Raw genomic sequence first — 26,921 nt, forward strand, 5'->3', positions numbered from 1 at the left:
CCGTCATGGATAGCCGTACCGGTCTGCCCGTTGTCGGCATGGTGGGGGGCGGGCAGTTGGCCCGGATGACCCACCAGGCCGCGATCGCCCTCGGCCAGTCGCTGCGCGTGCTGGCGCTCACCCCGGAGGACGGGGCCGCGCTGGTCGCCGCCGACGTCCGGTACGGCGAGCACACCGACCTGGCCGCCCTGCGGATGTTCGCGAAGGGCTGCGACGTGGTCACCTTCGACCACGAGCACGTGCCGGCCGGTCACCTGCGCGCGCTCGCCGCCGACGGGGTCGCCCTGTATCCCGGGCCGGACGCGCTGCGGTACGCCCAGGACAAGCGGGCGATGCGGGAGAGGCTGGCGGCCCTCGGCGCGCCGGTGCCCCGGTGGCGGCCGGTCACCGAACCGGCCGACGTCTGCGCGTTCGGTGCCGAGGTGGGCTGGCCGGTGGTGGTGAAGGCCGCCCGGGGCGGCTACGACGGCCGCGGCGTCTGGTTCGTCGCCGGGCCCGGTCCGGCCACCGAGCAGGTGACCACCCTGCTGGCCGGGGGCACCCCGCTGATCGTGGAGGAGGCGGTGCCGCTGCGCCGCGAGCTGGCGGTGCAGGTGGCCCGCTCGCCGTTCGGGCAGGTCGCCGCGTACCCGGTGGTGGAGACCGTGCAGCGGGACGGGATCTGCGTGGAGGTGCTGGCGCCGGCGCCGGCGCTGGCCGAGGAGCTGGCGCTGCGCGCGCAGCGGCTCGCCATCGACCTCGCCACCGAGCTCGGCGTGGTCGGCCTGCTGGCGGTGGAGCTGTTCGAGACCACCGACGACGGCGGGCTGGTCGTCAACGAGTTGGCGATGCGGCCGCACAACTCCGGGCACTGGACGATCGAGGGGGCGCGGACCTCCCAGTTCGAGCAGCACCTGCGGGCGGTGCTCGACTACCCGATGGGCGACACCTCGCTCACCGCGCCGGCCGTGGTGATGGCGAACGTGCTCGGCGGCGCCGACGGCGGGATGTCCATCGACGAGCGGCTGCACCACCTGTTCGCCGAGGAGCCGGGCGCCAAGGTGCACCTGTACGGCAAGCAGGTCCGGCCCGGCCGCAAGATCGGGCACGTCACGGTGCTCGGTGACGACCTGGCATCGGTACGGGACCGGGCGGTCCGCTCGGCCCGGTGGCTGCGGGAGGGCAGATGACCGCCCAGGTCGGCGTGATCATGGGGAGCGACTCGGACTGGCCGACCATGCGGGCGGCGGCCGAGGCGCTCGACGAGTTCGAGGTGGGCTACGAGGTCGGCGTCGTCTCGGCGCACCGCACCCCGACCAAAATGATCGGGTACGCGCAGACCGCCGCCGACCGCGGCCTGCAGGTGATCATCGCCGGGGCCGGCGGCGCCGCGCACCTGCCGGGCATGGTCGCCTCGGCCACCCCGCTGCCGGTGATCGGCGTCCCGGTGCCGCTGAAACACCTGGACGGGATGGATTCGCTGCTCTCCATCGTGCAGATGCCCGCCGGGGTGCCGGTGGCGACCGTGTCGATCGGCGGCGCCCGCAACGCCGGACTGCTCGCCGTGCGGATTCTCGCCGCCAGCGATCCGGCCCTGCGGGACCGGATGTCGGCCTTCCAGGCCGCGCTGGCGGACCTGGTCGCCGAGAAGGACAAGGCGCTGCGCGCCACCCTGACCTGACCGGCGCGGTGCGCTGACCGGGCGCGACGCTGCGGCCCTGGCGCGACGGCCAGCCTGACCGGGACCGGCGCCGCCGGGCGGTTGAGCCCGGGCGGCTCAGCGCATGCTGCGGACCGCCCGGTTCCACTCCTGGGTGCGGCGGCGGCTCTCGTTGCTGGCACCGAGCAGCAGCAGCACCAGGCCGACCGGGATCAGCACCAGCCACGGCCCGAACGCGGTGAGCAGGGTGAGCGTGGCGATCACCGTGACCACCGAGCCGATGATCACCGGCGCCTGCTGCTGCCAGTTGGAACCGACGATCAGGGTGGCCACCCCGCCGAGCAGCAGCAGCACCTGACGCACGTTGCCGCCGTCGCCGAGCACCACGATCACCAGGGTGGGCAGCAGCGCCGCCACCAGCGCCGGCCCGTACGCCACCCAGCTGCTCAGATCCGGCCGGTGGCGCAGCTCCAACACCCCGACCAGCAGCGCCAGCGCCGCGAACGGCAGCGTGTACGCCTCCGGCAGCGCCACGTCGGCGACCCGCATCAGCAGCCACCAGGCGCTGATCTCGCAGGCCACCGCCAGCCAGAACATGGTGCGCCGTTCGACCGGGCCGCGACCGCGCCGGGTCGCCGCCACTCCGAGCACCGCGCCCCAGGCGGCCAGCAGCGCGGCGATGTGCCGGGGCGAGTCGTAGGCCAGCGCGGCGGCGATGAGCGCCGCCGCGTACCCGCTCCACTCGACGGTGGCCGCCTCGCGGCCCGCCTCCGGATGCCGCAGCCGGGGCAGCGTGGCCGACCCGAGCAGCAGCACCGCCCCGACCGCCAACACACCGAACGCGGACCAGACCGGGGCCAGCCCGACGACCAGGCCGGTGGTCAGCACCAGGAGCTGCGCCATGATCGAGGCGAACAGCCAGCCGAGGATCCGGGCCGCCTGGCTCCGGCCGGCGAGCGCGGCCACCGCACCGACGCCGACCGCCCCGCCGAGGGTGAAGAGCGTGAGCGGCCGGGTCGCCAGGCTGCCGGCCAGGCCGGCGCCGCCCGCCGCGAGGCCGATCGCGAAGACCAGCACCCGGGCGGTCCGCAGCGACCGGGCCCGCTCGACGGCCGGCGGCGGCGGGGTGAGGGCCAGCCCGAGCATGGCGAGGGTGAAGACGCTGAGCGCCGCCATGGTGCTGGTCGGCCAGCCCAGCCCGAGCGAGGTCGGGGCGATCAGCAGGGTGATCGCGGCGCCGGGCAGCACCACCGGTACGGCGCGGGCCGGCCGGCCGCCGCTGAAGCCGGTCGCGGCGAGCGCGGCGGCGACGGTGAGCAGCAGCGCGGTCAGCACGTTCGAGCCGCTGACGGTCTCGGCCGGCGGTTCGATCAGGGCGGCCGGCGGCCCCTGCCAGATCCGGCCGAGCGTGCGGTACGGGTCGACGAGCGCGGCGACCAGCGCGGGCGCCACGGCCGCCACGGCGAGCACGGTCGGCAGGGCGGCGGCGGCCATCGCCCCGACGGCCGGGTTCACCGCCCACCGGCCGCCGGGCGGTGACTCGGGCATCCGCCGGACGCCGCCGAGCATCGTCGGCCAGCGGCGGATCGCGGGGCCGCGGACGCCGGGCGGCGGGGTCGCCGAGCGGATCAGCTCGGCGAGCACACCGAGCAGCGCCGCAGCGGCCGCGTACACGCCCCAGGGCAGGCCGGTCGGGAGCGCGGCGAGCGCGGTCCCGGTCGCGCCGCCGACCACCCCGACCGTCCCGTACGCCAGGTATTGCGGGACCTGCCGGCGGGCCACCGCCAGCAGGGCGACGCCGAGGCTCGCGCCGGCCAGCGCGCTGCCGAGCACCACCTCGGCCGGCCAGCCCAGCTCGGCGGCGAACGCGGCGAGCGCACCGGGCAGGGCGAGCAGCGCCCCGCCGGTGGCGGCCCCGCCGATCTGGGCCAGGTGCGGCGGCAGTGGGGTCGGCTCCGGGCCGGTGGCGGCCGGCGGTGCCCAGTCGGGTTCGCCGGCCGGCTCCGCCGCGGTGGTGACGCCTACGGTCGGCACCGCACCCAGGTTGGTCAGCACCCGGGCCAGGCCGGCGACGACCACGCCGACCAGGGTCACCACGGCGAGCGCGGCGGCGGTGGTCCAGGGCCGAACCAGGCTGGCGCCGACCGCGTGCAGTGCCACTGCGGCGGCCACGGTGGCCCGGGCCAGCCCGGCACGGGGATCGGCGGCGGCGACCGAGGCCACCCCGTACCCGGTGGCGACGGCGCCGCCGACCACGATCGGCGACCACCAGGGCAGGCCGAGCGCGGCGGGGGTGCCGATGGTGGCCAGCCCGACGCAGACGGCCGCCACGTCGTAGCCCCACGGGCGGGGCAGCACGATCGCGGCGGCGATCGCGAGCAGCACCAGCGCGACCGGCGCCTGCCAGGCGCCCTCGGCCGGGCCGGCGGGCCAGGAGTTCAGGTCGGCCGCCCAGATCCGCCCGGGGGTGGCCAGCACCCGCAGCCCGCCACTCAGGGCGGTCCAGCCGGCGATCACGGCGACCACGGCGCCGCTGACGGCGGCGCCGAGGATCGGGCCGCGCCGCCAGTCCGCCGGCATGGTCCGGATACCCACCGCGACCACCATGATCAGGAAAGCGGCGGCGGCGATCTCAGCCCCCGGCACCAGGATGGTGGCGATCCGGGCGAGGGTGGCCACCAGCGCGGCGGTCGCCGCGGCGGCGGCGAAGTCCGAGCCGTCGAGCAGCCGGTCGGCACGCCGGCCGGCGTCGATCGACGGCGCGAGGAACAGCAGCGCCGCGGCCACCAGCAGCATCGCCGCGACCCAGACGTCGGTGAAGGTGGCGCCCGGCGCGCCGAACGCGGCGGCGGTCACCGCGAGCGCCCCGAGGCCGGTGCCGACCGCGAGCGGCGGGCTGATGTGGCGCTTCGAGACCTGTAGGAGGGCCGCGTAGCAGACGGTCACGCAGACGGCGAGGAAGGCGGCGGCGAGCACCGGCTCGGTGGCCTCCCGGATGCTGTTCGCGGTCGGCGTGGGGTCGAAGGGCAGGGCAGAGGCGACGAACGCGGCCACCGCGCCGGGCAGCGCGAAGGCGGCGCCACCGGCCGCCCAGTCGGGGATCGTCGGGTCGGCCGGCAGGCTGGGCAGCAGCCGGGGAGCGAGCGCGATCAGCACGCCGGCCGCGGCGAGGGCGGTGAGCACCGCGGCGTTGAGCCCGGGACGCGCCGCCGAGGCGCCGGCCCCGGCCAGCCCGACCAGCGCGGCGCCGATCGCGTGGGCGAGCGCGGCCCGCCGGGTCCGGGCGGTCAGCCCGACGGCGGCGATCCCGATCGCGGCCAGCACCGGCGGCCAGGGTGCGACCCGCCAGTCGAGGCCGAACGAGGCCGGCAACGCGAGCGCGGTAAGCGCGGCGCCGGCCACCGCGAACTCGCGTCGCATCTCGGCCGGCAGGGAGAGCACGGCGGCGATGGTGAGCAGGAAGGTGGTGGCGGCGAGCTGCCAGGCCGCCGGGCCGACGGCGGCGGCGAGGGTGGCCTGGTGGTCGACCAGATCGGCGTGCCAGACCGGCAGGGCGGCCCGGACCGGGGCGAACGCGGCGCGCAGCGCACCGCCGGAGACCACGATGCCGATCACCACCAGCGCGGCGGCGGAGGCGAGTTGCGGTCCGCGCCGGGCGGCCTCCGGGACCGCGCGTACGCCGAGCCCGGCCAGCGCGATCACGGCGGCGATCAGCAGCAGCGCCCGGCCGGGCAGGGCGACCGCGGCGACCCGGCCGGCCGCGCCGATCACCGCCAGAGTGAAGACACCGGCGGCGATGTCCGGCAGCGGCGGGGTGCGGACCGCCAGCGCGCCGGCGAGGCCGACCGCGGCGGCGAGCAGCATGGCCAGCCCGGCCCCGGCGGCGGCCGGCACGGTGGCGGCGGCCAGCAGCGCGACGACGGCGAACCCGAGCGCGGCCAGCACGGTGATGCCGTGCAGCAGCACGATCAGCTCGCGCAGCCAGGGGGTCGGTGCCGGGGCGGCCACCCCGACCGGGTCCGGCCGGCCGGGTTCGACGGTGACCACGGCGTCGGCCTCCTCCGGCGCCGTCTCCGGCCGCTCCGCGCCGTCGGGGTCGACCCCGTCCGGGCGTCGGTCCCGGCCCGCGCGGCGGTCCGGGTCGGGATGGCGGTCGGGGTCGGGGTCGGCGCGGTGGTCGCGGCCGGTGGCCGGTGCGTCGAGGTCGAGGTCGACGGCGTGATCGGCGCCGGCCGCCGGGCCCCGGAAGCCCGGGAAGCGGCGGCCGGTGGCTCCGGCGCGGTCGGGCGGCGCGGGGGCCGGCGGGACCAGCGGGGCCGGCGGCGTCAGCCGGCCCTGGGCCAGCTGCCAGCCGAGGAACAGGTCCAGGGCGGCGACCACGGCGAGCACCACGGTCCAGCCGGTCGCCCCGCTGATCCAGTCGTAGGCGAGCAGCGGCACGACCGGCTGGGCGGCGAGCACGGCGGCGTAGCGGGGCGCGTTCAGACCGGTGGCGCCCGCGTACGCGATCGCCACGCCGACAGTTATCAGGCAGATGATGCCGCCGAAGACGGCCCCGGAGAGACCGCTGGACCAGACCCGGTCGACCGTCCAGACCGCGTACCCGGTCAGCGGCACCAGGAGCAGGCCGACCGCGGCGACCGTCTCGGCGGTGGAGGTGAGCCCCCGGCGGGCGACCACCGGTGCCCCGGCGAGCATCAACGCGGTGGCGGCGACCAGGATCGACACCCGGCCGAGGTCACCGAGTGAGCTGATCGCGACGGCCGCGAAGACCACGGCCGCGACGCCGAGCAGCAGCGCGCCGAGGCCGAGGAGGATGTTCTGCACCTCGCGGGAGGAGGCCTCCGGTGGATGCGCGGCCGGTCCGGGCGGCTGCCGCCAGCTCTCGTCGGGCTGCCAGTCGCGGTCCGGCTGCCACTCCTCGTCGGGCTGCCAGTCGTCGTCGGCCCGCCACTCCGGCTGGTCCGTCCCGGCCGGCCGCCGGGCCTCGTCCGACCGGCGCGGCCGGTCCGGCCCGGTGGTGCCGTTACCCGGGTCGCCGGGCGGCGGCGCCGGGGGGTGGTCCGGGCCGCCGGTCTTGCCCTGTCGGGGCACCCGCGGTGGGGCCGTGCCGGGCGGTGCCCCGGGAGTTGTCGCTCCCGGGGCACCCGCCGTCGGTGGCCGTTGGCCGGCCCGGCGGCGCAGCACCCGGCGGGGTTTGGTCGCCTGCTTGCGCCGCTGCTCGTTCGCGTGCGCCAGGATGTCCCGCTGGAAGAGCGCGGCCTGCATCTTCGCCGCGATCTGCTTCTGCTCCTTGGCGATGGCGACGTCGCGGGCCTTCATCTCCGCGATCGAGCGTTCGATCCGGGCCAGGTCGTCCTGCCAGTCGGTCTGTTCGGCCCCGCACCGCGGGCAGCGTGGTCCGGCGGACATCGTCCGGCCGCACGAGGAGCACTTGGTCGTACTCATGGCACCCCCTCCAGCCGCCGAGCCCGGCATTGTGGACTCAAGGGAAGCATGCCCAAACGAGGCAACACTTGAACAGTCCCCGGCTGAGGGAGATCGCGGGCAGTTTTCGGCAGAATCAGGCGTTCGGCAGAATCAGGCCGGAAAACGGCTCAGGGGCGGCCCATCCCGCGGTACTCCCAGCCGGCCTGGGTCCAGAGACCGGAGTCGAGGCAGTTGCGCCCGTCGACCACCCTGCGCCCGGCGACGATCTCGCCGAGGGCGACCGGGTCGGCGTTGCGGAAGTCGGCCCACTCGGTGAGTACGCAGACCAGGTCGGCGTCGCGGGCGGCGTCGACCATGCTGGCCTCGTAGGTCAGGTCCGGCTGCGCCTTGCGGGCGTTCTCCATCCCCTCCGGGTCGTAGACGCGGACGTCCGCGCCGGCCTTGGCGAGCAGGTTGGCCACCGCGAGCGAGGGCGCGTCGCGGACGTCGTCGGAGTTGGGCTTGAAGGTGGCGCCGAGCACCGCGACCCGGGTGCCGGAGAGGTCCGGGCCGGCCGGGCCGTAGCGGCGGCCGAGCAGTTCGGCGGCGAGTTGCAGGACCCGGTTGCGGCGGCGCAGGTTGATCAGGTCGACCTCGTGCAGGAAGCGCAGCGCCTCACCGGCGCCCAGCTCCTGGGCGCGGGCCTGGAAGGCGCGGATGTCCTTCGGCAGGCAGCCGCCGCCGAAGCCGACTCCGGCCTGCAGGAAGCGGTTGCCGATCCGGGGGTCGTACCCGATGGCCCGGGCGAGCTGGGTGACGTCGCCGCCGGCGACCTCGCACACCTCGGCCATCGCGTTGATGAAGGAGATCTTGGTGGCCAGGAAGGCGTTCGCGGCGACCTTGACCAGTTCGGCGGTGGCGAAGTCGGTGACGACCAGCGGCACCTCCCGGTCCTCGGTGGCGGCCAGGTCGAAGACGCCCTTGTGGGCGGCGTAGAGCATGCCGTTCGCCCACTCGGTCTTGACGCCCACCACGATCCGGTTGGGGCGCAGCACGTCCTCGACGGCGAAGCCCTCCTGCAGGAACTCGGGGCTCCAGGCCACCTCGACCCCGAGCTCGGCGGGGGCGTGCTTGCCGACCAGCTGCTCGATCCACTCGGCGGTGCCGACCGGCACGGTGGACTTGCCCACGATCAGCGCCTTACGGGTCAGGTGCTGAGCCAGACCGGTCACCGAAGCCTCGACGTAGGAGAGGTCGGCGCCCATCCCGTCGGCGCGCTGCGGGGTGCCGACGCAGATGAAGTGCACGTCGCCGAAGTCGGCGGTCTCGGCCATGTCGGTGCTGAACCGCAGCCGGCCGGCGGCCAGGTTGCGCTTGAGCAGCTCGTCCAGGCCCGCCTCGTGGAACGGGACCTCGCCACCGGCCAGCTTGGCGATCTTCTCCGCGTCGACGTCGAAGCCGATCACGTCGTAGCCCAGTTCGGCGAAGCAGATGGCGTAGGTCGCGCCCAGGTAGCCGGTGCCGAGGAAGGTGAGCCGGGGGCGGGCCGCGCCGGACGGCGGGGTCACCGCGGCGATGGCCGGCGTCGGCTGGGTGGTCGGATACGGGATCGTCACGCCTGTGTTCTCCGCTCGCACTGGCGGCGCTTCGCGTCGCGGTTGGGAGTGCGGTGCCGTGGATCGGGCACCGGCTTATCGGTGGACATGTTAGGTGCTGCGTGCCGGTCGGGGTCCATCTGCCTGGTTTCTGGCCTAGTCACTCCCGACAACGACAGGTGGTTGAGCCTACGCGGGTGACCGGTGCGGCTGAGCGCAGGTCGGCATCTTCACCCCGCCTGCCGGCCGGACCAGAGTGCCGGAAGTGTGCCGATCGTGCAACGTCCCGGCCCGTCGCGATGGTCGCGGGCGGTTCCGATGAATAGTTACCGGCCGGTACGATGCTGGTGGCGGATGCGGAACACCAACGGGCGGAAACACCAACGGGAGGGCCGTGATGGGCCAGGAGCCGGCGTTCGACGTCTACCAGCTACCCGAGGAGTACGAGGAGGTCAGGGCCGCGGTCCGGGAGGTCTGCGCGGCCCGGGTCGCGCCGAACGCGGCCGAGGCGGACGAGACCGGGGAGTTCCCCAAGCCGTCGTACGAGGCGCTGCGCGCCGCCGACTTCCACGCCCCGCACATCCCGGTCTCCTACGGCGGCGCCGGGGCGGACGCGCTGGCCACCGCGATCGTGATCGAGGAGGTGGCCCGGGCCTGCGCGGCCTCCTCGCTGATCCCGGCGGTGAACAAGCTGGGCACCATGCCGCTGCTGCTCAGCGGCTCCGACGACCTCAACCGTCGCTACCTGACACCGGTGGCCGAGGGCGCGGCGATGTTCTCGTACTGCCTCTCCGAGCCGGACGCCGGCAGCGACGCCGCGGCCATGACCACCCGGGCGGAGCGTGATGGGGATCACTACATCCTCAACGGGGTCAAGCGGTGGATCACCAACGCCGGGGTCTCCGAGTTCTACACCGTCTTCGCGGTGACCGACCCGACCGCGCGGTCCCGCGGCATCTCGGCCTTCGTGGTCGAGAAGTCCGACCCCGGGGTGAGCTTCGGGGCGCCGGAGAAGAAGCTGGGCATCAAGGGCTCGCCGACCCGCGAGGTGTACCTCGACAACGTCCGGGTGCCGGCCGACCGGATGATCGGCGCCCCGGGCACCGGGTTCGCCACGGCGATGCGGACCCTGGACCACACCCGGGTCACCATCGCCGCGCAGGCGCTCGGCATCGCCCAGGGCGCGTTCGACTACGCGACCGACTACGTCCGGCAGCGCCGGCAGTTCGGCAAGCCGGTCGCCGACTTCCAGGGCATCCAGTTCATGGTCGCCGACATGGGGATGAAGCTGGCGGCGGCCCGCCAACTGACGTACGCGGCCGCGGCCCGGTCCGAGCGCGGCGACGCCGACCTGACCTTCTACGGCGCGGCGGCCAAGTGCTTCGCCTCGGACGCGGCGATGGAGATCACCACGGACGCGGTGCAACTGCTCGGCGGGTACGGCTACACCCGCGACTACCCGGTCGAGCGGATGATGCGGGACGCCAAGATCACCCAGATCTACGAGGGCACCAATCAGATCCAGCGGGTCGTGATGGCCCGCCAACTACTCAAGGACGCCTGAGCCCGGCCCGTTACCTCAGGTCAGCCGGCGGGTGGTTTCCGGATCGTCGGGTGGCGCCGCCGGGTCGACCGGCGGGGCGGTCGGCGTGGCGTGCCCCGGCGGCGGGTACGCGGCCGGCGGCGGCGGGGTGCCGGTCAGCGGCCGGGTGTCCCCGGACAGGTCCTCGGTCGGCCGCTCGGCGCCCCCACCGCCCAGCGCCACGGTCCGGTCGGTGCCCTCGCCGAGGGCCATGGTCCGGTCGGTGCCGGCGTCGTCCGCCGGCGTCGGCCGGCTGCCGCCGAGCGGACCGAGCCGGGTGGTCGTCTCCTCGTCGGACGCCGGTCCAGGCCGCGTCGCCGCCAGCGGGTGGTGCCCCGGGCCGGCCGGCGGGTACGGCCCGGGTGGCTGATGGTGGCCGGCGCCGGGCGGCGGATACGCCTGACCCCCCGGATGGCCGCCGACCCCCGGATGGCCGCCGACCCCCGGAAATCCGCCGGACCCGGGTGCCGCCGGGTACGGCCCGGAACCGGGATACGGGGCGGGAGCGCCATACGGGTCGGGGGGCGGGAACGGCGGGCTGCCGGTCGGGAACCCGGCCTGGTGCTCGGCGTGGTGGGCCGGCTGGCCGGCGTACAGGGCGGGGACCCGGTCGTAGCGCCGCCAGCGGCGCGGGCTGAAGATGGTCGCCAGCAGCGGGACGGCCAACAGCGCCGCGTACCCCTCGGCGGGATAGGGCAGCGGGTTGGCGATCCCGAGGAGCTCGTCCAGACCGGTGTTCAGGTAGCTGCCGTACGGATCGAGCGTGGACCAGACCACCATCCCCAGGAAGGCGAGCCCGGCCAGGACCGGTCCGACCGGCGACAGCCGGGGCAGGATCAGCAGCGCGTAGCAGACCCCGGCGGCCAGCAGCGCGGCACCACCGAGCGCCAGCTCCCACCGCAGGTCGTCACCCCGGCCGCGGTCCGGCAGGTACTCGCTGAGTCCGTAGCCGGTCAGCAGCCAGATCACCGGGGCCAGGATCACCGACAGCAGCAGCGAACCGAGGTGCCGCATCCGACCTCCCATCCTGGGCGCGTGCAGCGCACGGTACCGCGCCCCGGCCACCCCTGGCAGCGGTTCCACAGCGGCAGGACGGCAGGCGCGGCAGGACGGCAGGCGGGGCAGGACGGCAGGCGGGGCAGGACGGCAGGCGGGGCAGGACGGCAGGCGGGGCAGGCGTGGCAAGGATCAGGGCGCCCCGATGGGAGGATCAGGGCGCCCGGTGGGATCAGGATCAGTCGGTGCCGCCGTCCGGACGGCTGCCCGCCCGGGGCGGGGCCGACCACGGCGACTCGCCGTCGCGCCGTACCGGTGACACCGGCGCGGGCGGGGGCGGCGGCATCGGCCGGGGGTAGCCGAGCGTCGGCGGGTCGGTGTCCGGGTCGGCCGGGCGGCCCGGACCGGGCGGGTCGAGGTCGGTGCGGGTGGGCTCGTCGTCCGCCGTGCCGGCCATCGGCGGCGGCGGCAGCGGGCCCGGGGCGGCCACCGGCCAGCGGCGCCAGCGCTGGACGCTGAACGCCGCCATCAGCAGCGCCGCCCCGACCAGGAAGAGGGTGCCGTTCTCGACCGGCAGCAGCAGCGGCACCGGGTCGCCGAAGAGGCTCCAGTTGGTCGGCACCGCGTCCTGGACGGCGAACGGGTCGACGAAGTGGCCGACGTACGGGCCGACCAGCAGCAGGCCCGCGGTGACCGGACCGAGCGGGGAGAAGCGCAGCGTGCCCAGCACGCCCAGCAGGACGCCGATCACCGCCAGGTAGACGGCCGGCTCGATCAGGTTGGCGGTGTTGTAGGTGCCGACCTCGGCCCACCGGTCGACGGTCCGGCTCGACCCGTCCTGACCCAGGGCGATCAGTACCCAGGCCAGCGGCGCCACCGCCACTCCGGCGAGGAAGCTCCAGAGATGTCGCATCCGCGCACCGTACCGTTTTCGGCGCGGATAACCGACCGGCCACCCGGCCGGGTCCGAGCTGAATAGGTGGCTCCCGCGGGTGGCCGCCCCGGCGGTGCCGCAGGTGATCTGCCCGGATAATGAGATGGCGGTGCGGCCGCAACGACGCGGCCGGCCGGTGCGGGATCCGGGAGGAGTGGACAACCGTGGGCGAGGTGCTGTGGTCGCCGCCGGCCGACGTACGCGAAACGTCCGGGATCGGTGACTATCTGGATTGGTTGCGGGTGAACCGGGGCCTGGAGTTCGCCGACTATCCGGCGCTCTGGGAGTGGTCGGTCACCGATCTGGACGGTTTCTGGCGGTCGGTCTGGGACTACTTCGGGATCGTCGCGCACACCGAGCCGACCAGCACCCTGGCCGACGCCACCATGCCCGGCGCGCGCTGGTTTCCCGGCGCCACCCTGAACTACGCCGAGCACGTGCTGCGGATGCCCGGCCGGGCCGACCAGGACGAGGTGGTGATCGGGGAGAGCCAGACCCGGCCGCCGGTCACCCGCACGGCCGCGCAACTGCGCGACGAGGTACGCCGGATCCGGGCCGGCCTGCGCCGGCTCGGGGTCGGCCGGGGTGACCGGGTGGCCGCGTACGCGCCGAACATTCCCGAGACGTTCGCGCTGATGCTCGCCACCACCAGCCTGGGGGCGGTCTTCTCCTCCTGCGCGCCCGAGTTCGGCACCCGCAGCGTCACCGACCGGTGGCGGCAGATCGAGCCGAAGGTGCTGGTGGCCGTGGACGGTTACCGGTACGGCGACAAGGCGGTGGACCGCCGGCTGGAGGTGGCCGCGATCCGCCGGGAGCTGCCGTCGGTCGGGCACACCGTGCTGCTGGACTACCTGTACCCGGGGGCCGGGCCGGCCGACGAGGACGGCCCGGGGGTGGTGCTGGACTGGGCGGAGCTGGCCGCGCCGACCGACGAGCCGCTGACCTTCGAGGCGGTGCCGTTCGACCACCCGCTCTACGTGCTCTACTCCTCGGGCACCACGGGGCTGCCCAAGCCGATCGTGCACGGCCACGGCGGCATCCTGCTGGAACACCTGAAGATGCTGGCGCTGCACCACGACATCGGCCCGGCGGACCGGTTCTTCTGGTTCACCACCACCGGCTGGATGATGTGGAACTTCCTGGTCTCCGGCCCGGCGGTCGGCGCGACGATCGTGCTCTTCGACGGCAACCCGGCCCATCCCGACCTGGGCGAGCTGTGGCGGCTGGCGGCCCGGACCGGCACCACCTACTTCGGCACCTCGGCGCCGTTCCTGCTGGCCTGCCGCAAGGCGGGCCTGCGGCCGGCGGAGCTGGCCGACCTGTCCGGGCTGCGGGGCATCGGTTCGACCGGCGCGCCGCTGCCGGCGGAGGGGTTCACCTGGGTGTACGAGGCGGTCGGCGACCGGCTCCAACTCCAGTCGCTGTCGGGCGGCACCGACGTCTGCACCGGCTTCGTCGGCGGGGTCGCGCTGTTGCCGGTCCGGGCCGGGGAGATCGCCTGCCGCTGCCTGGGTGCGCGGGTGGAGGCCCGCGGCGAGGACGGCGTGCCGGTGGTCGGCCAGCTCGGCGAGCTGGTGATCACCGCACCGATGCCGAGCATGCCGGTCGGCTTCTGGAACGACCCGGACGGCCGCCGCTACCGGGAGGCGTACTTCGACGTGTATCCGGGCGTCTGGCGACACGGTGACTGGATCACCATCAACGAGCGGGGTGGCTGTGTGATCACCGGCCGGTCGGACGCGACCCTGAACCGGGGCGGGGTGCGGCTCGGCACGGCCGAGTTCTACTCGGTGGTGGAGGGGCTGCCGGAGGTGTTGGACTCGGTGGTGATCCACCTGGAGGATCCCGCCGGTGGACCCGGTGACCTGCTGCTCTTCGTGGTGCTCGCGGAGGGGTTGGAGCTGGATGATCCGCTGCGTTCGCGGCTGGTCCGCGAGTTGCGCACGGCGCTGTCGCCCCGGCACGTGCCGGACGAGATCCACCAGGTCCGGGCGGTGCCGCGCACGCTCTCGGCGAAGAAGCTGGAGGTGCCGGTGAAGAAGATCCTCACCGGTACGCCGGTGGAGTCGGCGGCCGCCCCCGGGGCGCTCGCCAATCCGGAGTCGCTGCTGGCGTTCGAGGGCTTCGCGGCGGCCCGGGCGGCCGGTGGGGGAGCCGGCCGGTCCGGCTGACGGGACCGGCCGGCGAGGATCGGTTGATGGCGGTGGTCCGGTCGGTCGGCCGGCACCGGCCGGATGCCCGCGATCTTGACCGGTCGGCGGGCAACTGGGGCACCCTGCTCGCGCGTCTCATCCGTCGTGGGCACGTACCTGCGACTGACGATCACCGACACGCCGAGCAACGCTCCGGTCGGACCGCTCGCCATGATCCCGACCTCCCGGGCGACCCGGACCGTCTGGTGCCATCTGCCGGCGGACTGGGTGACCGACGGGGCGCTGCGACCGGGCCGGCGGGAGATCCTGCTGGCCCAGCTCGCCGCGCCGCGCTGGGTCGTACTCGAGGTGGAGGAGCGACTGCTCTCGGAGCGCGAGGCGCGGGAGCGGCCGTGGCTCGACGACCTCGCGGCCTTCTGCCGCTACGGCGCGGACGGCGCCGCGCGCCCGGTGACCGCCCGCGAACTGTAGGCGCCGCGCGGCGGTGGTGCATCCCGTCGGGCCGGGCCGCGGTCGGCCCGTCAGGCCAGGCTGAGGCCGACCCGTTCGGTGGTGATCCGGTCGGCCAGCCGGGTCCGGTCGAGGCGGGCGCAGAGCACCACGCTGGCGCCGGCGGTCAGCGGGGCGAGCAGCCAGTCGACCGGGTCGGGGTGCCGGTCGGCGTCGATCAGCACCCGCGCGCCCGGCCCGATCCCCAGCTCCGTGGCGCGCCGGGCCGCGCGGGCGACCAGCTCCGTGTCCCCCGGCCCTTCCGGGGGGTACGGGGTGAAATGGTCGCCGTGTCCGCGGACCTCGACCACGTAGTCGGCCCAGCCGGCCGGCACCTGGCGCAGCGGGGCGGCCAGCGGGGCGAGCGCCAGGGCGTACCGGTCGCCGGCCGGCCAGGCGGACGCCGCGTCGATCCGGTCGGCGGCGGCGAAGAGCACGTCCACCGGTGCCGGCCCGGTCGGCTGCACGGAGAGCCGGGCCGACCAGCAGCCGAGCAGCACGGCGGCGGTCTGCCAGTGCGGCGGCAGCAGCACCCCGGCCCGGTCCCCGGGGGCCAGGCCGACCCCGTCGACGAGCAGATTCGCGGTCTTGGCCACCCAGTTGGCCAAGGTCGTCCCGGACAGCTCGGTGCGGTCCCCGACGGCGTCGTCGTACCAGGTCAGCAGCGGTCGGGTCGGGTCGGTGGCGAGGGCATCGGCGAACACCCGGGCAAGGTCGTCGGTCATCGCCGCCGACGATACCGAGCGGGTCGCTGTGGACGGCTTGTCCGCCGCGCGGCGTACGCTTGGGGTCAGTGTTGTTCACCACAGCCGTGGTGTCCGGGTTCCACCCGGTTGATGTCCGCGAGTTCCACCAGCTGAGGAGTTGCCCCGTGACCCCCGGTCGCCCGCCCCGCGTGCTCATCGACGCTACGAGCGTTCCCGCTGACCGGGGCGGAGTCGGCAGATACGTCGATGGACTGCTCGGTGCGCTGGGCAAGGTCGCCGGCACCGGCGTCGATCTCGTGGTGGTCAGCCTGCGCACCGACGCCGAGCGGTACGGGCGGATGCTGCCGGCCGCCGAGGTGCTTCCGGCGCCGGCCGCGGTGGCGCACCGGCCGGCCCGGTTGGCCTGGGAACAGACCGGGTTGCCGCTGCTCGCCCAGCAGGTCGGCGCGGAGGTGCTGCACTCGCCCTTCTACACCTGCCCGCTGCGGGCGGGCTGCCCGGTGACGGTGACGGTGCACGACGCGACCTTCTTCACCGAGCCGGAGCACTACGACAAGTCCCGGCGGACCTTCTTCCGCAGCGCGATCAAGACATCGCTGCGTCGGGCGGACCGGGTGATCGTGCCGAGCAAGGCCACCCGGGACGAGCTGATCCGGTTGCTGGACGCCGACCCGACCCGGATCGACGTCGCCTACCACGGGGTCGACCAGGGGGCGTTCCACGCGCCGACCGAGGAGGAGAAGGCCCGGGTGCGGGCCCGGCTCGGGCTGGGCGACGGCAGTTACGTCGCCTTTCTGGGCGCCAAGGAGCCGCGCAAGAACGTGCCGAACCTGATCCGGGGCTGGGTGTTGGCGGTCAAGGACCGGGCCAATCCGCCGGCGCTGGTGGTGGCGGGCGGGCAGGGGCACGACGACGACATCGACGGGGCGGTGGCCGACGTCCCCGGTCATCTGCGGCTGCTGCGCCCCGGCTATCTGCGCTACGCGGACCTGCCGGGCTTCCTGGGTGGGGCGCTGGTGGCCGCGTACCCGTCCTATGGCGAGGGTTTCGGGCTGCCGATCCTGGAGGCGATGGCGTGCGCCGCCCCGGTGCTCACCACTCCCCGGCTGTCGCTGCCGGAGGTGGGTGGCGACGCGGTGGCCTACACCAGCGAGGACCCCGAGCAGATCGGCGCGGACCTGGCCGCCCTGCTCGACGATGAGCCACGCCGGCTGGCGTTGGCCAAGGCGGGCTTCGACCGGGCCAAGGAGTTCACCTGGGAGTCCAGTGCCGACGTGCACATCGCGGCGTGGAGCCGGGCCCGGAACTGACCGCTGGTCACGTAGAGTGAAGATAACGGTCCGTCCAACTGTCCGACAAGTGCGCCGTACCTGGCGGGTCGGTCCGGCATGATGTGCTGATGCTCTACGCCGTGATTCCGGCGGGTGGCAGCGGCACGCGCCTGTGGCCGTTGTCCCGTGCCGGCCATCCCAAGTTTCTCCATCCGTTGACCGGCACCGCCTCGTCCCTGTTGCAGTCCACAGTGGATCGGCTGGGGCCGTTGACGACCCCGGAACGGACGCTGGTGGTCACCGGCGCCGCGCACGTGGCCGCGGTGGCCCGCCAGCTGGCCGGCATACCGGAGGAGAACATCCTGGTGGAGCCGTCGCCACGGGACTCCTGCGCGGCGATCGCGCTGGCCGCCGCCGTGATCGCGGAGCGGGAGCCGGACGCGGTGATGGGATCGTTCGCCGCCGACCACCTGATCGGCGACCCGGCGGGCTGGGTGGCGACCGTCCGGGCGGCGGTGGCCGGTGCCGAGCAGGGTCTGTTGATGACCGTCGGTATCCGCCCCACCCGCCCGGAGACCGGCTACGGCTATCTCCAGTGCGGAGACCCGATCCCGGGCGGGCCGCTGCGCCGGGTGGAGGAGTTCAAGGAGAAGCCGGCGACGGAGGTGGCCGAGGGCTACCTGCGCTCCGGCCGGCACCTCTGGAACGCCAGCATGTTCGTCTGGCGGGTGGACGTCTTCCTGGCGGAGCTGGCCCGCCAGCAACCGGTCCTGCACGCCGGCCTGACCACCATCGCCGCCGCCTGGGGCACCCCCTCGCAGGACGAGGTGCTCGGCACGATCTGGCCCACCCTGCCGAAGATCTCGGTCGACTACGCGGTGATGGAGGGCGCGGCGGCGGTCGGCCGGGTGGCGACCGTACCCGGCGACTTCGGCTGGAACGACGTGGGTGACTTCGACACCCTCGGTGAGGTGCTGCCGGCCGACGAGGCGGGCAACGTGGTGCTCGGCGCGGACGCCGCCGCACCGAAGCCGGGGGTGCTGTTGCGGGACAGCCGGCGACTCGTGGTGGTGCCGCACTCGGGCCGGATCATCGCCGCGCTGGGGATCGCGGACCTGATCGTGGTGGACACCCCGGACGCGCTGATGATCTGCCCGCGGGACCGGGCGCAGGACGTCAAGCAACTCGTGGACGAGCTGAAGGAACGGGGCGAGGAGAACTACATCTGAGGCCGGATGGGCGGTCCGGGCGCCACCTCCGCGGACTTGGCAGGGCCGCGAACCCTCGTGGTGGACGCCCGGACGCCGCGCCTCCCCTTTGCCCGGCGTCAGCGGGTGGCCGGCGCCGGTGGCACCGCCCTCCGCTGTAGGCATAGCGAGCATGCCCAATGGGGCAGGAGGGCGTCGAGGTATTTCAGTCCTGGCTGAAAGACCGAGTTGAAACGTTACGGAGTAGAGTTCGAACGGTGCCGGCCCCCCTCGCCTCGGCACCTGGAGCGCTGCCGTGCTGAGAATTATTTTCTCCAGTGAGGACATCGCCCGGACCCGCGTCGCCCCCGCCGCCGACCCGGTCTGGGAGTCGGTGCTGAGCCTGCACCTGCTGCAGGGCCGCACCCGGGACCCGGTCATGGCCGGCTGGCGCCGGGAGGTGTCGACCGGGCCGCGGCTCCGGACGGCGGCCGAGCAGGTCCGGTTGCTCTGCGCCGTCAACCCGGCCCGCGGCTACTTCCCGGACTTTCTCACCCCGAGCGAGAGCGTGCAGGGGCTGGAGGCCGGACTGGACGCCATCGCGAGTACCCCGAAACCGCTGCTGCACCGCGACCTGACCGTGCTCGCCGGCGAGCACCAGCTGCCGCCGGCGGCCGCCGCGGTGGGGCGCGGCGAGCCGGCCGCGATGCGGCAGCTCGTCGACGCGATGCGGCACTACCACGCCGCGGCGATCGAACCGTACTGGGAGCGGATCGAGGCGGCGGTCGAGTCGGACCGCACCCGGCGGGCCCGGTCCCTGCTGGACGGGGGGACCGAGGGGCTGCTGGCCAGCCTCCGGCCGACCGTGCGCTGGGATTCCGGGGTGCTGGAGGTGCCGGGCTACCCGTCCAGCCGGGAACTGCACCTGGACGGGCGCGGCCTGCTGCTGGTGCCGTCGTTCTTCTGCGCGCGTACCCCGGTGGCGCTGCTGGACCCGGACCTGCCGCCGGTGCTCGTCTACCCCGTCGACCGGCTCGACGGGTTGGTGCCGGCGGCGGGCGACGACGGGTCGGTCGCCGCCCGCCGCCGGGGCACCCGGGAGGCGCTGAGGGCGCTGCTCGGCCGGACCAGGGCCGGGGTGCTGGAGGTGGTCGCGGACGGCTGCTCGACCGGCGAGGTGGCCCGCCGGCTGCACATCTCGGCCGCCGCCGCCAGCCAGCACACCACCGTGCTGCGCAACGCCGGCCTGCTGGTCAGCCACCGGGACCGGAACATGGTGCTGCACACCCTGACGCCGCTGGGCCGGGCGATGCTCAACCAGTGAACCGGTCGGCTCAGTTGAGCACCGCGGCGAGCTGGTCCACCGCGTACGACAGCTCGTCGGCCTCGATCACCAGCGGCGGCGCGAGCCGGATGGTCGAGCCGTGGGTGTCCTTCGCCAGCACCCCGCGCGCGGCCAGCCGCTCGCACGCCTGCCGGCCGGTCATCAGCGCCGGGTCGATGTCGATGCCGGCCCACAGCCCTCGACCGCGGACCGCGACCAGGCCCTGCCCGATCAACGCCCGCAGCGACTCGTGCAGCCCGGCGCCCAGCTCGGCGGAGCGGCGCTGGTATTCGCCGGTGGCCAGCAGCCGGACCACCTGGGTGCCGACCGCGCAGGCGAGCGGGTTGCCGCCGAAGGTGGAGCCGTGCTCGCCCGGCCGCAGCACGCCGAGCACGGCCCGGTCCGCCGCGACCGCGGAGACCGGGACGATCCCGCCGCCGAGCGCCTTGCCCAGCACGTACATGTCGGGTCTGACGCCCTCGTGGTCGCAGGCGAAGGTTTCGCCGGTACGGCCGAGTCCGGACTGGATCTCGTCGGCGACGAAGAGCACGTCCCGCTCGGTGCAGAGCCGCCGCACCCCGGGCAGGTAGCCGGCCGGCGGCACGACCACGCCCTGCTCGCCCTGGATGGGCTCCAACAGCACGGCCACGGTGGTCTCGTCGATCGCCTCGGCCAGCGCGGCCAGGTCGCCGTAGGCGACGATCCGGAACCCCGGCGTGTACGGCCCGAAGTCGTCGCGGGCCTGCGCGTCGGTGGAGAAGCTGACGATCGTCGTGGTCCGGCCGTGGAAGTTCCCGTCGGCGACCACGATGGTGGCCTGCCCGGCCGGTACGCCCTTGACCTGGTAGCCCCACTTGCGGGCGACCTTGATGGCGGTCTCCACCGCCTCCGCGCCGGTGTTCATCGGCAGCACCAGCTCCTTGCCGGCCAGCAGCGCCAGCTCCCGGCAGAAGTCGGCGAACTGGTCGTGCACGAACGCCCGACTGGTGAGCGTGAGCCGGTCGAGCTGGGCGTGTGCCGCCGAGATCAGGGCCGGGTGCCGGTGGCCGAAGTTCAACGCCGAGTAGCCGGCCAGGCAGTCCAGGTAGCGCCGGCCGTCGATGTCGGTCACCCAGGCGCCGTTGGCGGCGGCGACCACCACCGGCAGTGGGTGGTAGTTGTGCGCGGTCCAGCGCTCGGCCTCCCGGATCGCATCCGGGGTACGCAGCATGTCGTCCACGATCACCTCGCCACCTCCCGCACCGCTGTGGTCTCCCGCACCGTCAGGGTGCAGCACTTCGGCCCGCCACCCGCCTTGCGTATCTCCGACATATCAACCCCGATTGTGACGTATCCCCGCTCCTGCAGCGCGCTCGCCAGGCCGGTCGCCTGCACCGGGAGCACCACGTTCCGGCCGTCGCTCACCGCGTTCAGGCCGAGCACCGCGGCGTCCGCGGCGGTGGCCAGGATCGCGTCCGGGAAGAGCCGCCGCAGCACCGCCTGGCTACCCGGCGAGAACGCCGCCGGCAGGTACGCCACCGTCCGCTCGTCGAGCACGCAGAGCGCGGTGTCCAGGTGGTAGAAGCGCGGGTCGACCAGCTGCAGGGTGATCACCGGCCGGCCGAACACCTCCTGCAGCCGGGCGTGCGCGGCGTGCGCGGTCCGGAACCCGGTGCCGGCCAGCAGCAGGTCACCGGCGAGCAGGACGTCGCCCTCACCCTCGTTGACGTGCTTCGGGTCGAACACCTCGAACCCGGCCCGCTCGAACCAGGAGCGGTAGGCCGGCGCCTCGTCGGCGCGCTGCGGGTCGCGGAACTGCACCGCCACCACCCGGCCGTCGACCACCGTGGCGCCGTTCGCCGCGAACACCATGTCCGGCAGGCCCGGTACCGGCTCGATCTCGTCGACCCGGTGGCCCAGGTCGAGGTAGGTGCGGCGCAGCGTCTCCCACTGCGCCACGGCGCGGTCGACGTCCACCGGCGCGGCCGGATCCATCCACGGGTTGATGGCGTACTCGACGGCGAAATGGGTCGGCCGGCACATCAGGAAGCGCCGGCGCGCCATGATCTTGTCCGGTGTCACGGTCCTGCTCCAGTGAGTAGGGCGCGCCCGGCCATCGGTCGGCCGACCAGCTGGCGCCGTGGCTCAACGCTATGCGGCGTCGCCGGGCGACATCCACCGGCGAAGGTTGCGTTCAACCTCGAATCGTTGCGTGTTTGGCCGACTCGACCATCGATCCGTTGCGTCTGAGGCGGGCCGTTGCGTTCCGATGCGGGACGGGCTCAGTGTCCCGAGGCCGAACGCGCTTAGGGGGCGGCCGGATCGGCCGCCCCCTAACGTTTGCGCTGTGCTGGTGAACCACCAGTCCTCAGTAGCGCCCCGGATTGGTGAATCACCGCTCCTGGCTGTTGTTCTACCCCTGGAAGCGGTCGACAAACTGTGAGTCGAGCCACTGCCGGAACTGCTCCACCGTGCCACCGTCGGTCGACGGCCAGCTGAACTGGCCGGTCATCGCCAAGACGCCGACCAGCACGGCCCCGAGGCCGAGCAGGAGCCCGATCAGGGCGTCGGACTTGCCGGCCACGTGCCGCTTGGCGGTGGCGGAGATCCCGCCGATTGAGAGCAGGATGGCCAGCGCGCCGAGGCCGATGCCGTAGCCGGCCAGGGTCCCGGAGAGCGCGAACAGCGCCGCCGCCACGGCGACAATCAGGCCGAGGGTGGCCAGCAGGCTGGCCCGCGGCCGAGGGCCGGGTGGTGGGGCGACGACGGTCGGCTCGCTGTCGGCGGCCGGCCGGGCGTCGGCCGTGCGGTCCGCGGTGGGCGTGCGGTCCGCGGTGGGCGTGCGGTCCGCGGTGGGCGTGCGGTCCGCGGTGGGCGTGCGGTCCGCGGTCACCGGCTCAGGCCGGGTGACCGGCTCCTTGGTGGTGACCCGCTCCGTCGTCTTCGTCGGGGCGGTGTCGTCGGTGGCGGTGCTGCTGCGGTAGGTGCTGGTCTCGTCGGCCCGGTCCGGCGTCACGACCGGGGCGCTGCCCGGACCGCCCGCCGGCCGACTGTTCGTCGCCCGGGCGCTGCCGAACGCGGCCGCGATCCGGCTGCGCGCCCCGCCCGCCGGCCGGGAGCCGCTCGTCGGCTCGTTGTCGGCCCGCCGGTCGGCGATCGCCGCGTCACGTTCGTCGACGCGACCGTCGGCGTTCTCGTCCCGCACCGGCGCCGACTCCGAACGGCCCGTGAACGAAGGTAACTTCACCGCGACACACCTCCTGATGAGCGTTATGTGAATGCGTGGGGGCCGCCTGTCCTTCCCCGGCTGCCTACGCAGGGATGGAAATGGATTACCCCGATGGACACTCCGTCACACCTGCGAGGGCGCCATCGATCGCCGCAGGCAGCCCGACCCGGTCCGGATCCGCCGCCGACGACTCCCCGCTGGAGCCGGCAACCTGACGGTGGTTGCTCCGTGCGAGGAAGGTCGACGGCATCCGCGCCGATGTGGTCGGCCGACCGGCTCCCGTGTGGTCAGCCGGCCGGGGAGCCGGCCAGTTCCGGGGCCCGGTCGGGGGCCGGGGCGGTCGGGCCGACCTCGTCGAAGCCGCCGCCGAACCGGTCGTGCAGGCGGCGCAGCGGACCCGGCGCCCACCAGCCGTAGCGGCCCAGCAGCGTCATGGTGGCGGGCACCAGCAGCATCCGGACGATCGTCGCGTCGAGCAGCACCGCCAGCACCAGGCCGAGACCGATGGCCCGGATCGGCACGAACCCGCCGATGATGAAGCCGGCGAAGACGACCGCCAACAGCAGCGCGGCGGCGGTCACGATCCGGCCGGTGAGTTGCAGTCCTTCGGCGACCGCCGCCGGCGCCGACGCGCCGGCCCGCCACCGCTCCCGCATCCGGGACAGCAGGAACACCTCGTAGTCGACGGAGAGCCCGAACGCGATCGCCGCGACCAGGACCGGGATCGTCAGGTTGGTGCCGCCGAGCTCCGGCTGGCCGAGGTTGCCCTGTTGGAACACCCACACCACCGCGCCCAGCGCGGCGCCGATGCTCAGCAGGCTGCTGAGGACGGCCTTGACCGGCAGCAGCACCGAGCCGGTGAAGAGGAACAGCAGGACCAGGGTGGTGAGCGCGACCAGCCCGGCCGCCCAGGGCAGCCGGTCGGCCAGCATCTGGCGGTAGTCGATCAGGTTGGCGGCGTCCCCGGCGACCAGCACCTCGGCGCCGGTCGGCAGGTCCCGGACCGCCCGGGCCACCGCCTCCTGCCGGTCGCTGTCCACGTCGGCCAGCAGCAGCGTGTCGCCACCTACCGGCGACACCTCGACCGAGCGGACGCCGGCCAGCCCGGCGATCCGGTCCCGCAGGTCGGCGACCTCGGTGCTCTGCGGTGGCGCGGCGACCAGCGCCGACACCGGGTCCGGCCGGACCGAGTCGGGGAAGTGCACCACCAGCTCGTCGTGCAGCGCGCGGGTCTGGGTGCTGGTGGGCAGCAGCCGGGGATCGCCCATCGACAGTCGCATGTCGAACACCGGCAGCGCCATGAAGAGCAGGGCAGCAAGCACGACGAGCGCGGTAGCGGCCGGCCGGCGCTGCACGATCCGGACCACCCGGGCGAGGAGGCCCTGTCCCATCGGGCGGGCCGCGCGCGGCTTGATCCGGTGGCCGAAGAGCGCCAGCAGTGCGGGCAGCAGGGTCAGCGCGGCGACCATGTCGACGAGGACGACGGCCATGCCGGCCAGCCCCATCGAGCGCAGGAACGGATCGGGAAAGACGGTCAACCCGGCGAGCGCGACGGCCACGGTCAGGCCGGAGAACCAGACGGTCCGGCCGGCGGTGGCGGCCGCCCGCAGCACGGCCGGGCCGACCCGCGGGTCGGTCGCGCGTTCCTCGGCGAACCGGTTGACGATCAGGAGCGCGTAGTCCACGGCGAGTCCGACGGCGAGCATCGTCACGATCTGGATGGCGTAGACGGAGACGTCGGTGGCCTGGCTGAAGGCGAGCAGGATCCCGAACGCGCCGCCGACCCCGGCGACCGCGACGAGCAGTGGCAGGCCGGCCGCGAGCAGGCCGCCGAAGACCACCAGCAGCAGGACCAGCACGATCGGGGTGGTGATGATCTCGGCGCGGGCCACGTCCCGGGCGGCCTGCTCGCTGAACTCGGCCTCGGTGAGCGCACCGCCCGCGATGGTCACCACGCTGCCGGGTGCCTCCGCGCCGACCGCCCGGACCCGGTCGGCCACCCGGGCGGCCGCGCCACCGTCGTCGCCGGCCTCGTCGCCGCCCGCCGCCATCGTGACCGTGAACAGCAGCGCCCGCCCGGTCTCGCGGGACGGTACCGGCTCGCCCACCGCGACGACGCCGGGCATCGTCGCGACGTCCGCCCCGGCCCGCTCGACGGCCGCCAGCACCGCCGGATCGGCCGGGTCGATCCCGGTCACGACCGCGGTGACGGAGCCGGGCTCCGGGGCGGTCGCGGCGCGCTGGTCGCGGGCCCGGTCGGATTCGCTGCCGGGGACCACGCCGACGGTGGAGACGAGGCGGTCGAAGACGCCGACGCCGAAGGTGAAGCCGGCGGCGACGACGGCCAGCCAGATCACCAGCACGATGACCGGGCGGCGTACGGAGAAGCGCGCAAGTGCGGTTGTCATGCCGTCGATCCTTGGTCCGGCGCGCCGAAAACGGATCGCCGTCGGGAGCGGTCCCGGGCTCACTCTCCCGAGCGAGGAACCACCAACCCCGTCTCGTACGCGAGAACGACCGCCTGCACCCGATCCCGCAGCCCGAGCTTGGTGAGCACGTTGCTGACGTGCGTCTTCACCGTGTGCTCGGTGACATAGAGCAGCGCGGCGATCTCCGCGTTGGACAGCCCCCGGGCGACGGCCCGCAGCGTCTCGGTCTCCCGGCTGGTGAGGGCGGCCAGCTTCGCGGCCGCCGGGGGCGCGGCGCCGCGGCCGGCGGACCGGGCCACCACGTCGGCGATCAGCCGGCGGGTGACGGTCGGCGCGAGCAGTGCCTCGCCGGCGGCCACCACCCGGACCGCGTTGACCAGTTCGTCGCGGCGCATGTCCTTGAGCAGAAACCCGCTGGCGCCGGCCCGCAGCGCGTCGTAGACGTACTCGTCGAGGTCGAAGGTGGTGAGCACGAGCACCTTCGTGTCGGAGCCGGCGCAGATCTCGGCGGTGGCCCGGATGCCGTCGAGGTTGGGCATCCGGATGTCCATCAGCACGACGTGCGGCGCCAGCGCGGCGGCGACCCGGACCGCCTCGGCGCCGTCGGCGGCCTCGCCGACCACGGTGATGTCCGGCTGCGCGTCGAGGATCAGCGCGAAGCCGCCGCGTACCAGCTCCTGGTCGTCGGCGACGAGCACCCGGATCGGGTCGCCCATCAGGTTTCCAGCACGGGCAGGGTGGCGGCCACCTGGAAGCCCGGGCCGTCGGCGCTGGGGCCGGTGGTGAGGGTGCCGCCGCAGGCGGCCACCCGCTCCCGCATGCCGATCAGCCCGTGGCCGAGGTGCGGCACCGGGCGGCCGGTGCCCCGGCCGTCGTCGCGGACCTCCAGCCGCAGGACTGTGGCGTCCCAGTGCAGCCGCACGTCCACCTGGCCGGCGTGCGCGTGTTTCACCACGTTCGTCAGGGACTCCTGCACCACCCGGTACGCCGCCACCGCGGTTTCCGGCGCGATCGGCCGCCGTTCGCCGTACTCGTCGAGGGTGGTCCGCACGCCCGCGCCGCGCGCCTGCTCGACAAGCGTGCCCAACGCCTCCAGGCCGGGCTGCGGTGCCCGCGAGGAGGTCTCGGGGCGCAGCACGTTGAGGGTGCGGCGGAGTTGGGCGAGGGCGTCGCGGCCGGCGTCGGCGATCGCGTCGAAGACCTGGACCGCGCGGTCCGGGTCGCTGCGCACCACCACCGGCCCGGCCTCCGCCTGCACCACGATCAGGCTCACCGAGTGGGCCAGGATGTCGTGCATGTCGCGGGCGATCCGCTCCCGTTCGGCGGACGCGGCCTGGGCGTAGTCGGCGGCCAGCCGCTGCGCGCGGGCCTCCAGCGTCGTGATCAGCTCGCGCCGGGACCGGGCGATGGCCCCGAGCGCGTACGCGGCGACGAACAGGATGATGGTCGCCCCCGCCGGGAGCAGGTTCTCCTTGGGCCACAGGGAGATGAGGATGCCGGCGACGGTGAGCGTGCCGGCGACGGCTCGCCACCTGGGGGTGGCCAGCGAGGCGAAGGTGTAGGTGGCGACCAGTTGGCCGTAGGGCATCTCGTGCAGCCCGCCGCTGAGCGCGAGCGCGATCGTCGCGATGCCGGTGATCAGGGTGATCAGGACCGGCCAGCGGCGGCGCCAGACGAGCGGCAGGGAGCCGACCGCCGCGAGGAGGAACATCGCGGGCGTCTCCTGCCCGTCCCGCACCGGCGAGGCGACCATCGCCAGGTAGCAGGCGAGCGCGATGACCAGGTCGACGGCGATCGTCGGCAGCGCCCGAACCCGGTCCGGCACCCGCGCGAGCGCGCGTCGGAGGGCATCGGCTAGCTGGCGCACCGCGCAAGTATCCGCCACCCCGCCAACCCCGCACCTCCCTCCCAGGAGCGAGCCGTCAAGATCTAAATCAACGAGAACTATGCCGTACGAGCGTCGCGAAGAACCTGGCGAGGCTTTCTCAAGCGCTCGCC

19 protein-coding genes are annotated in these 26,921 nt (G+C 74.4%); 8 read left to right on the top strand and 11 right to left on the bottom strand.

What is annotated here, in order from left to right; all coding sequences use genetic code 11:
• The first annotated feature begins 5 nt into the window (after nucleotides 1–5).
• On the top strand, nucleotides 6–1,169 hold the full coding sequence (locus tag O7627_RS05045) for a 5-(carboxyamino)imidazole ribonucleotide synthase (RefSeq protein WP_278092325.1): 1,164 nt from the start codon (nucleotides 6–8) through the stop codon (nucleotides 1,167–1,169).
• Nucleotides 1,166–1,660 (top strand): 5-(carboxyamino)imidazole ribonucleotide mutase, encoded by a 495-nt coding sequence (gene purE / locus O7627_RS05050; RefSeq protein WP_278092326.1) that lies wholly within the window; start codon nucleotides 1,166–1,168, stop codon nucleotides 1,658–1,660. The genes O7627_RS05045 and purE overlap by 4 nt, the downstream gene beginning before the upstream one ends.
• Nucleotides 1,661–1,756: 96 nt before the next feature.
• On the opposite strand, the gene O7627_RS05055 is transcribed toward purE, so the two are convergent.
• Together O7627_RS05055 and O7627_RS05060 are read right to left on the bottom strand one after the other, a co-directional pair.
• Entirely contained in the window at nucleotides 1,757–7,087 is a 5,331-nt protein-coding gene (locus tag O7627_RS05055) for a permease (RefSeq protein ID WP_278092327.1), read from the bottom strand.
• A gap of 149 nt (nucleotides 7,088–7,236) precedes the next feature.
• Nucleotides 7,237–8,664, bottom strand: coding sequence for a UDP-glucose/GDP-mannose dehydrogenase family protein (locus O7627_RS05060; RefSeq protein ID WP_278092328.1), 1,428 nt, complete (start codon nucleotides 8,662–8,664; stop codon nucleotides 7,237–7,239).
• Nucleotides 8,665–9,040: 376 nt separating this feature from the next.
• Between O7627_RS05060 and O7627_RS05065 the strand changes: the two genes are divergently transcribed.
• Nucleotides 9,041–10,207 carry an acyl-CoA dehydrogenase family protein gene (locus tag O7627_RS05065; protein WP_278092329.1) on the top strand — a complete coding sequence of 389 codons (1,167 nt, stop codon included), beginning with the start codon at nucleotides 9,041–9,043 and terminating at the stop codon, nucleotides 10,205–10,207.
• Between the two features lie 15 nt (nucleotides 10,208–10,222).
• On the opposite strand, the gene O7627_RS05070 is transcribed toward O7627_RS05065, so the two are convergent.
• Complete coding sequence (locus O7627_RS05070) at nucleotides 10,223–11,239, bottom strand: hypothetical protein (RefSeq protein ID WP_278092330.1); 1,017 nt, start codon at nucleotides 11,237–11,239, stop codon at nucleotides 10,223–10,225.
• A gap of 220 nt (nucleotides 11,240–11,459) precedes the next feature.
• On the bottom strand, nucleotides 11,460–12,134 hold the full coding sequence (locus tag O7627_RS05075) for a hypothetical protein (protein ID WP_278092331.1): 675 nt from the start codon (nucleotides 12,132–12,134) through the stop codon (nucleotides 11,460–11,462).
• Nucleotides 12,135–12,319: 185 nt separating this feature from the next.
• On the opposite strand from O7627_RS05075, the gene O7627_RS05080 reads away from it, so the two are divergent.
• Nucleotides 12,320–14,326: an acetoacetate--CoA ligase gene (locus O7627_RS05080; RefSeq protein ID WP_278092332.1), complete on the top strand. Its 2,007-nt coding sequence runs from the start codon at nucleotides 12,320–12,322 to the stop codon at nucleotides 14,324–14,326.
• A gap of 126 nt (nucleotides 14,327–14,452) precedes the next feature.
• Complete coding sequence (locus O7627_RS05085) at nucleotides 14,453–14,779, top strand: hypothetical protein (protein ID WP_278092333.1); 327 nt, start codon at nucleotides 14,453–14,455, stop codon at nucleotides 14,777–14,779.
• Nucleotides 14,780–14,829: 50 nt separating this feature from the next.
• Here the strand turns inward: O7627_RS05085 and O7627_RS05090 are convergent, their stop codons facing one another.
• The gene (locus tag O7627_RS05090; RefSeq protein ID WP_278092334.1) at nucleotides 14,830–15,522 is read right to left on the bottom strand and encodes a TIGR03089 family protein; all 693 of its coding nucleotides are present in this window, start codon (nucleotides 15,520–15,522) and stop codon (nucleotides 14,830–14,832) included.
• A gap of 146 nt (nucleotides 15,523–15,668) precedes the next feature.
• Between O7627_RS05090 and O7627_RS05095 the strand changes: the two genes are divergently transcribed.
• The 3 genes from O7627_RS05095 (at nucleotide 15,669) to O7627_RS05105 (ending at nucleotide 19,286) form a co-directional block, all read left to right on the top strand.
• Entirely contained in the window at nucleotides 15,669–16,814 is a 1,146-nt protein-coding gene (locus O7627_RS05095; RefSeq protein ID WP_278092335.1) for a glycosyltransferase family 1 protein, read from the top strand.
• An 89-nt stretch (nucleotides 16,815–16,903) separates the two neighbouring features.
• On the top strand, nucleotides 16,904–18,004 hold the full coding sequence (locus tag O7627_RS05100; protein ID WP_278092336.1) for a mannose-1-phosphate guanylyltransferase: 1,101 nt from the start codon (nucleotides 16,904–16,906) through the stop codon (nucleotides 18,002–18,004).
• 274 nt (nucleotides 18,005–18,278) lie between these two features.
• Nucleotides 18,279–19,286 (top strand): winged helix-turn-helix domain-containing protein, encoded by a 1,008-nt coding sequence (locus O7627_RS05105; RefSeq protein WP_278092337.1) that lies wholly within the window; start codon nucleotides 18,279–18,281, stop codon nucleotides 19,284–19,286.
• 10 nt (nucleotides 19,287–19,296) lie between these two features.
• Here the strand turns inward: O7627_RS05105 and rocD are convergent, their stop codons facing one another.
• The 6 genes from rocD to O7627_RS05135 all read right to left on the bottom strand — a co-directional run bounded on the left by rocD (nucleotide 19,297) and on the right by O7627_RS05135 (nucleotide 26,790).
• Complete coding sequence (rocD, locus tag O7627_RS05110; protein ID WP_278098166.1) at nucleotides 19,297–20,508, bottom strand: ornithine--oxo-acid transaminase; 1,212 nt, start codon at nucleotides 20,506–20,508, stop codon at nucleotides 19,297–19,299.
• Nucleotides 20,508–21,347, bottom strand: a complete 840-nt coding sequence (gene ddaH, locus O7627_RS05115) for a dimethylargininase (RefSeq protein ID WP_347404639.1) — start codon at nucleotides 21,345–21,347, stop codon at nucleotides 20,508–20,510. Before ddaH ends, rocD begins: the two co-directional genes overlap by 1 nt.
• Nucleotides 21,348–21,678: 331 nt before the next feature.
• Nucleotides 21,679–22,512, bottom strand: a complete 834-nt coding sequence (locus O7627_RS05120) for a thrombospondin (RefSeq protein ID WP_278092338.1) — start codon at nucleotides 22,510–22,512, stop codon at nucleotides 21,679–21,681.
• A 269-nt stretch (nucleotides 22,513–22,781) separates the two neighbouring features.
• Nucleotides 22,782–24,902: an MMPL family transporter gene (locus tag O7627_RS05125; RefSeq protein WP_278092339.1), complete on the bottom strand. Its 2,121-nt coding sequence runs from the start codon at nucleotides 24,900–24,902 to the stop codon at nucleotides 22,782–22,784.
• Between the two features lie 59 nt (nucleotides 24,903–24,961).
• Nucleotides 24,962–25,639, bottom strand: coding sequence for a response regulator transcription factor (locus O7627_RS05130; protein ID WP_278092340.1), 678 nt, complete (start codon nucleotides 25,637–25,639; stop codon nucleotides 24,962–24,964).
• Entirely contained in the window at nucleotides 25,639–26,790 is a 1,152-nt protein-coding gene (locus O7627_RS05135) for a sensor histidine kinase (RefSeq protein ID WP_278092341.1), read from the bottom strand. Before O7627_RS05135 ends, O7627_RS05130 begins: the two co-directional genes overlap by 1 nt.
• Between the last annotated feature and the right edge of the window lie 131 nt (nucleotides 26,791–26,921).

The sequence above is a fragment of the Solwaraspora sp. WMMD1047 genome, from assembly GCF_029626155.1.
In the GTDB taxonomy this organism is placed as follows: domain Bacteria; phylum Actinomycetota; class Actinomycetes; order Mycobacteriales; family Micromonosporaceae; genus WMMD1047.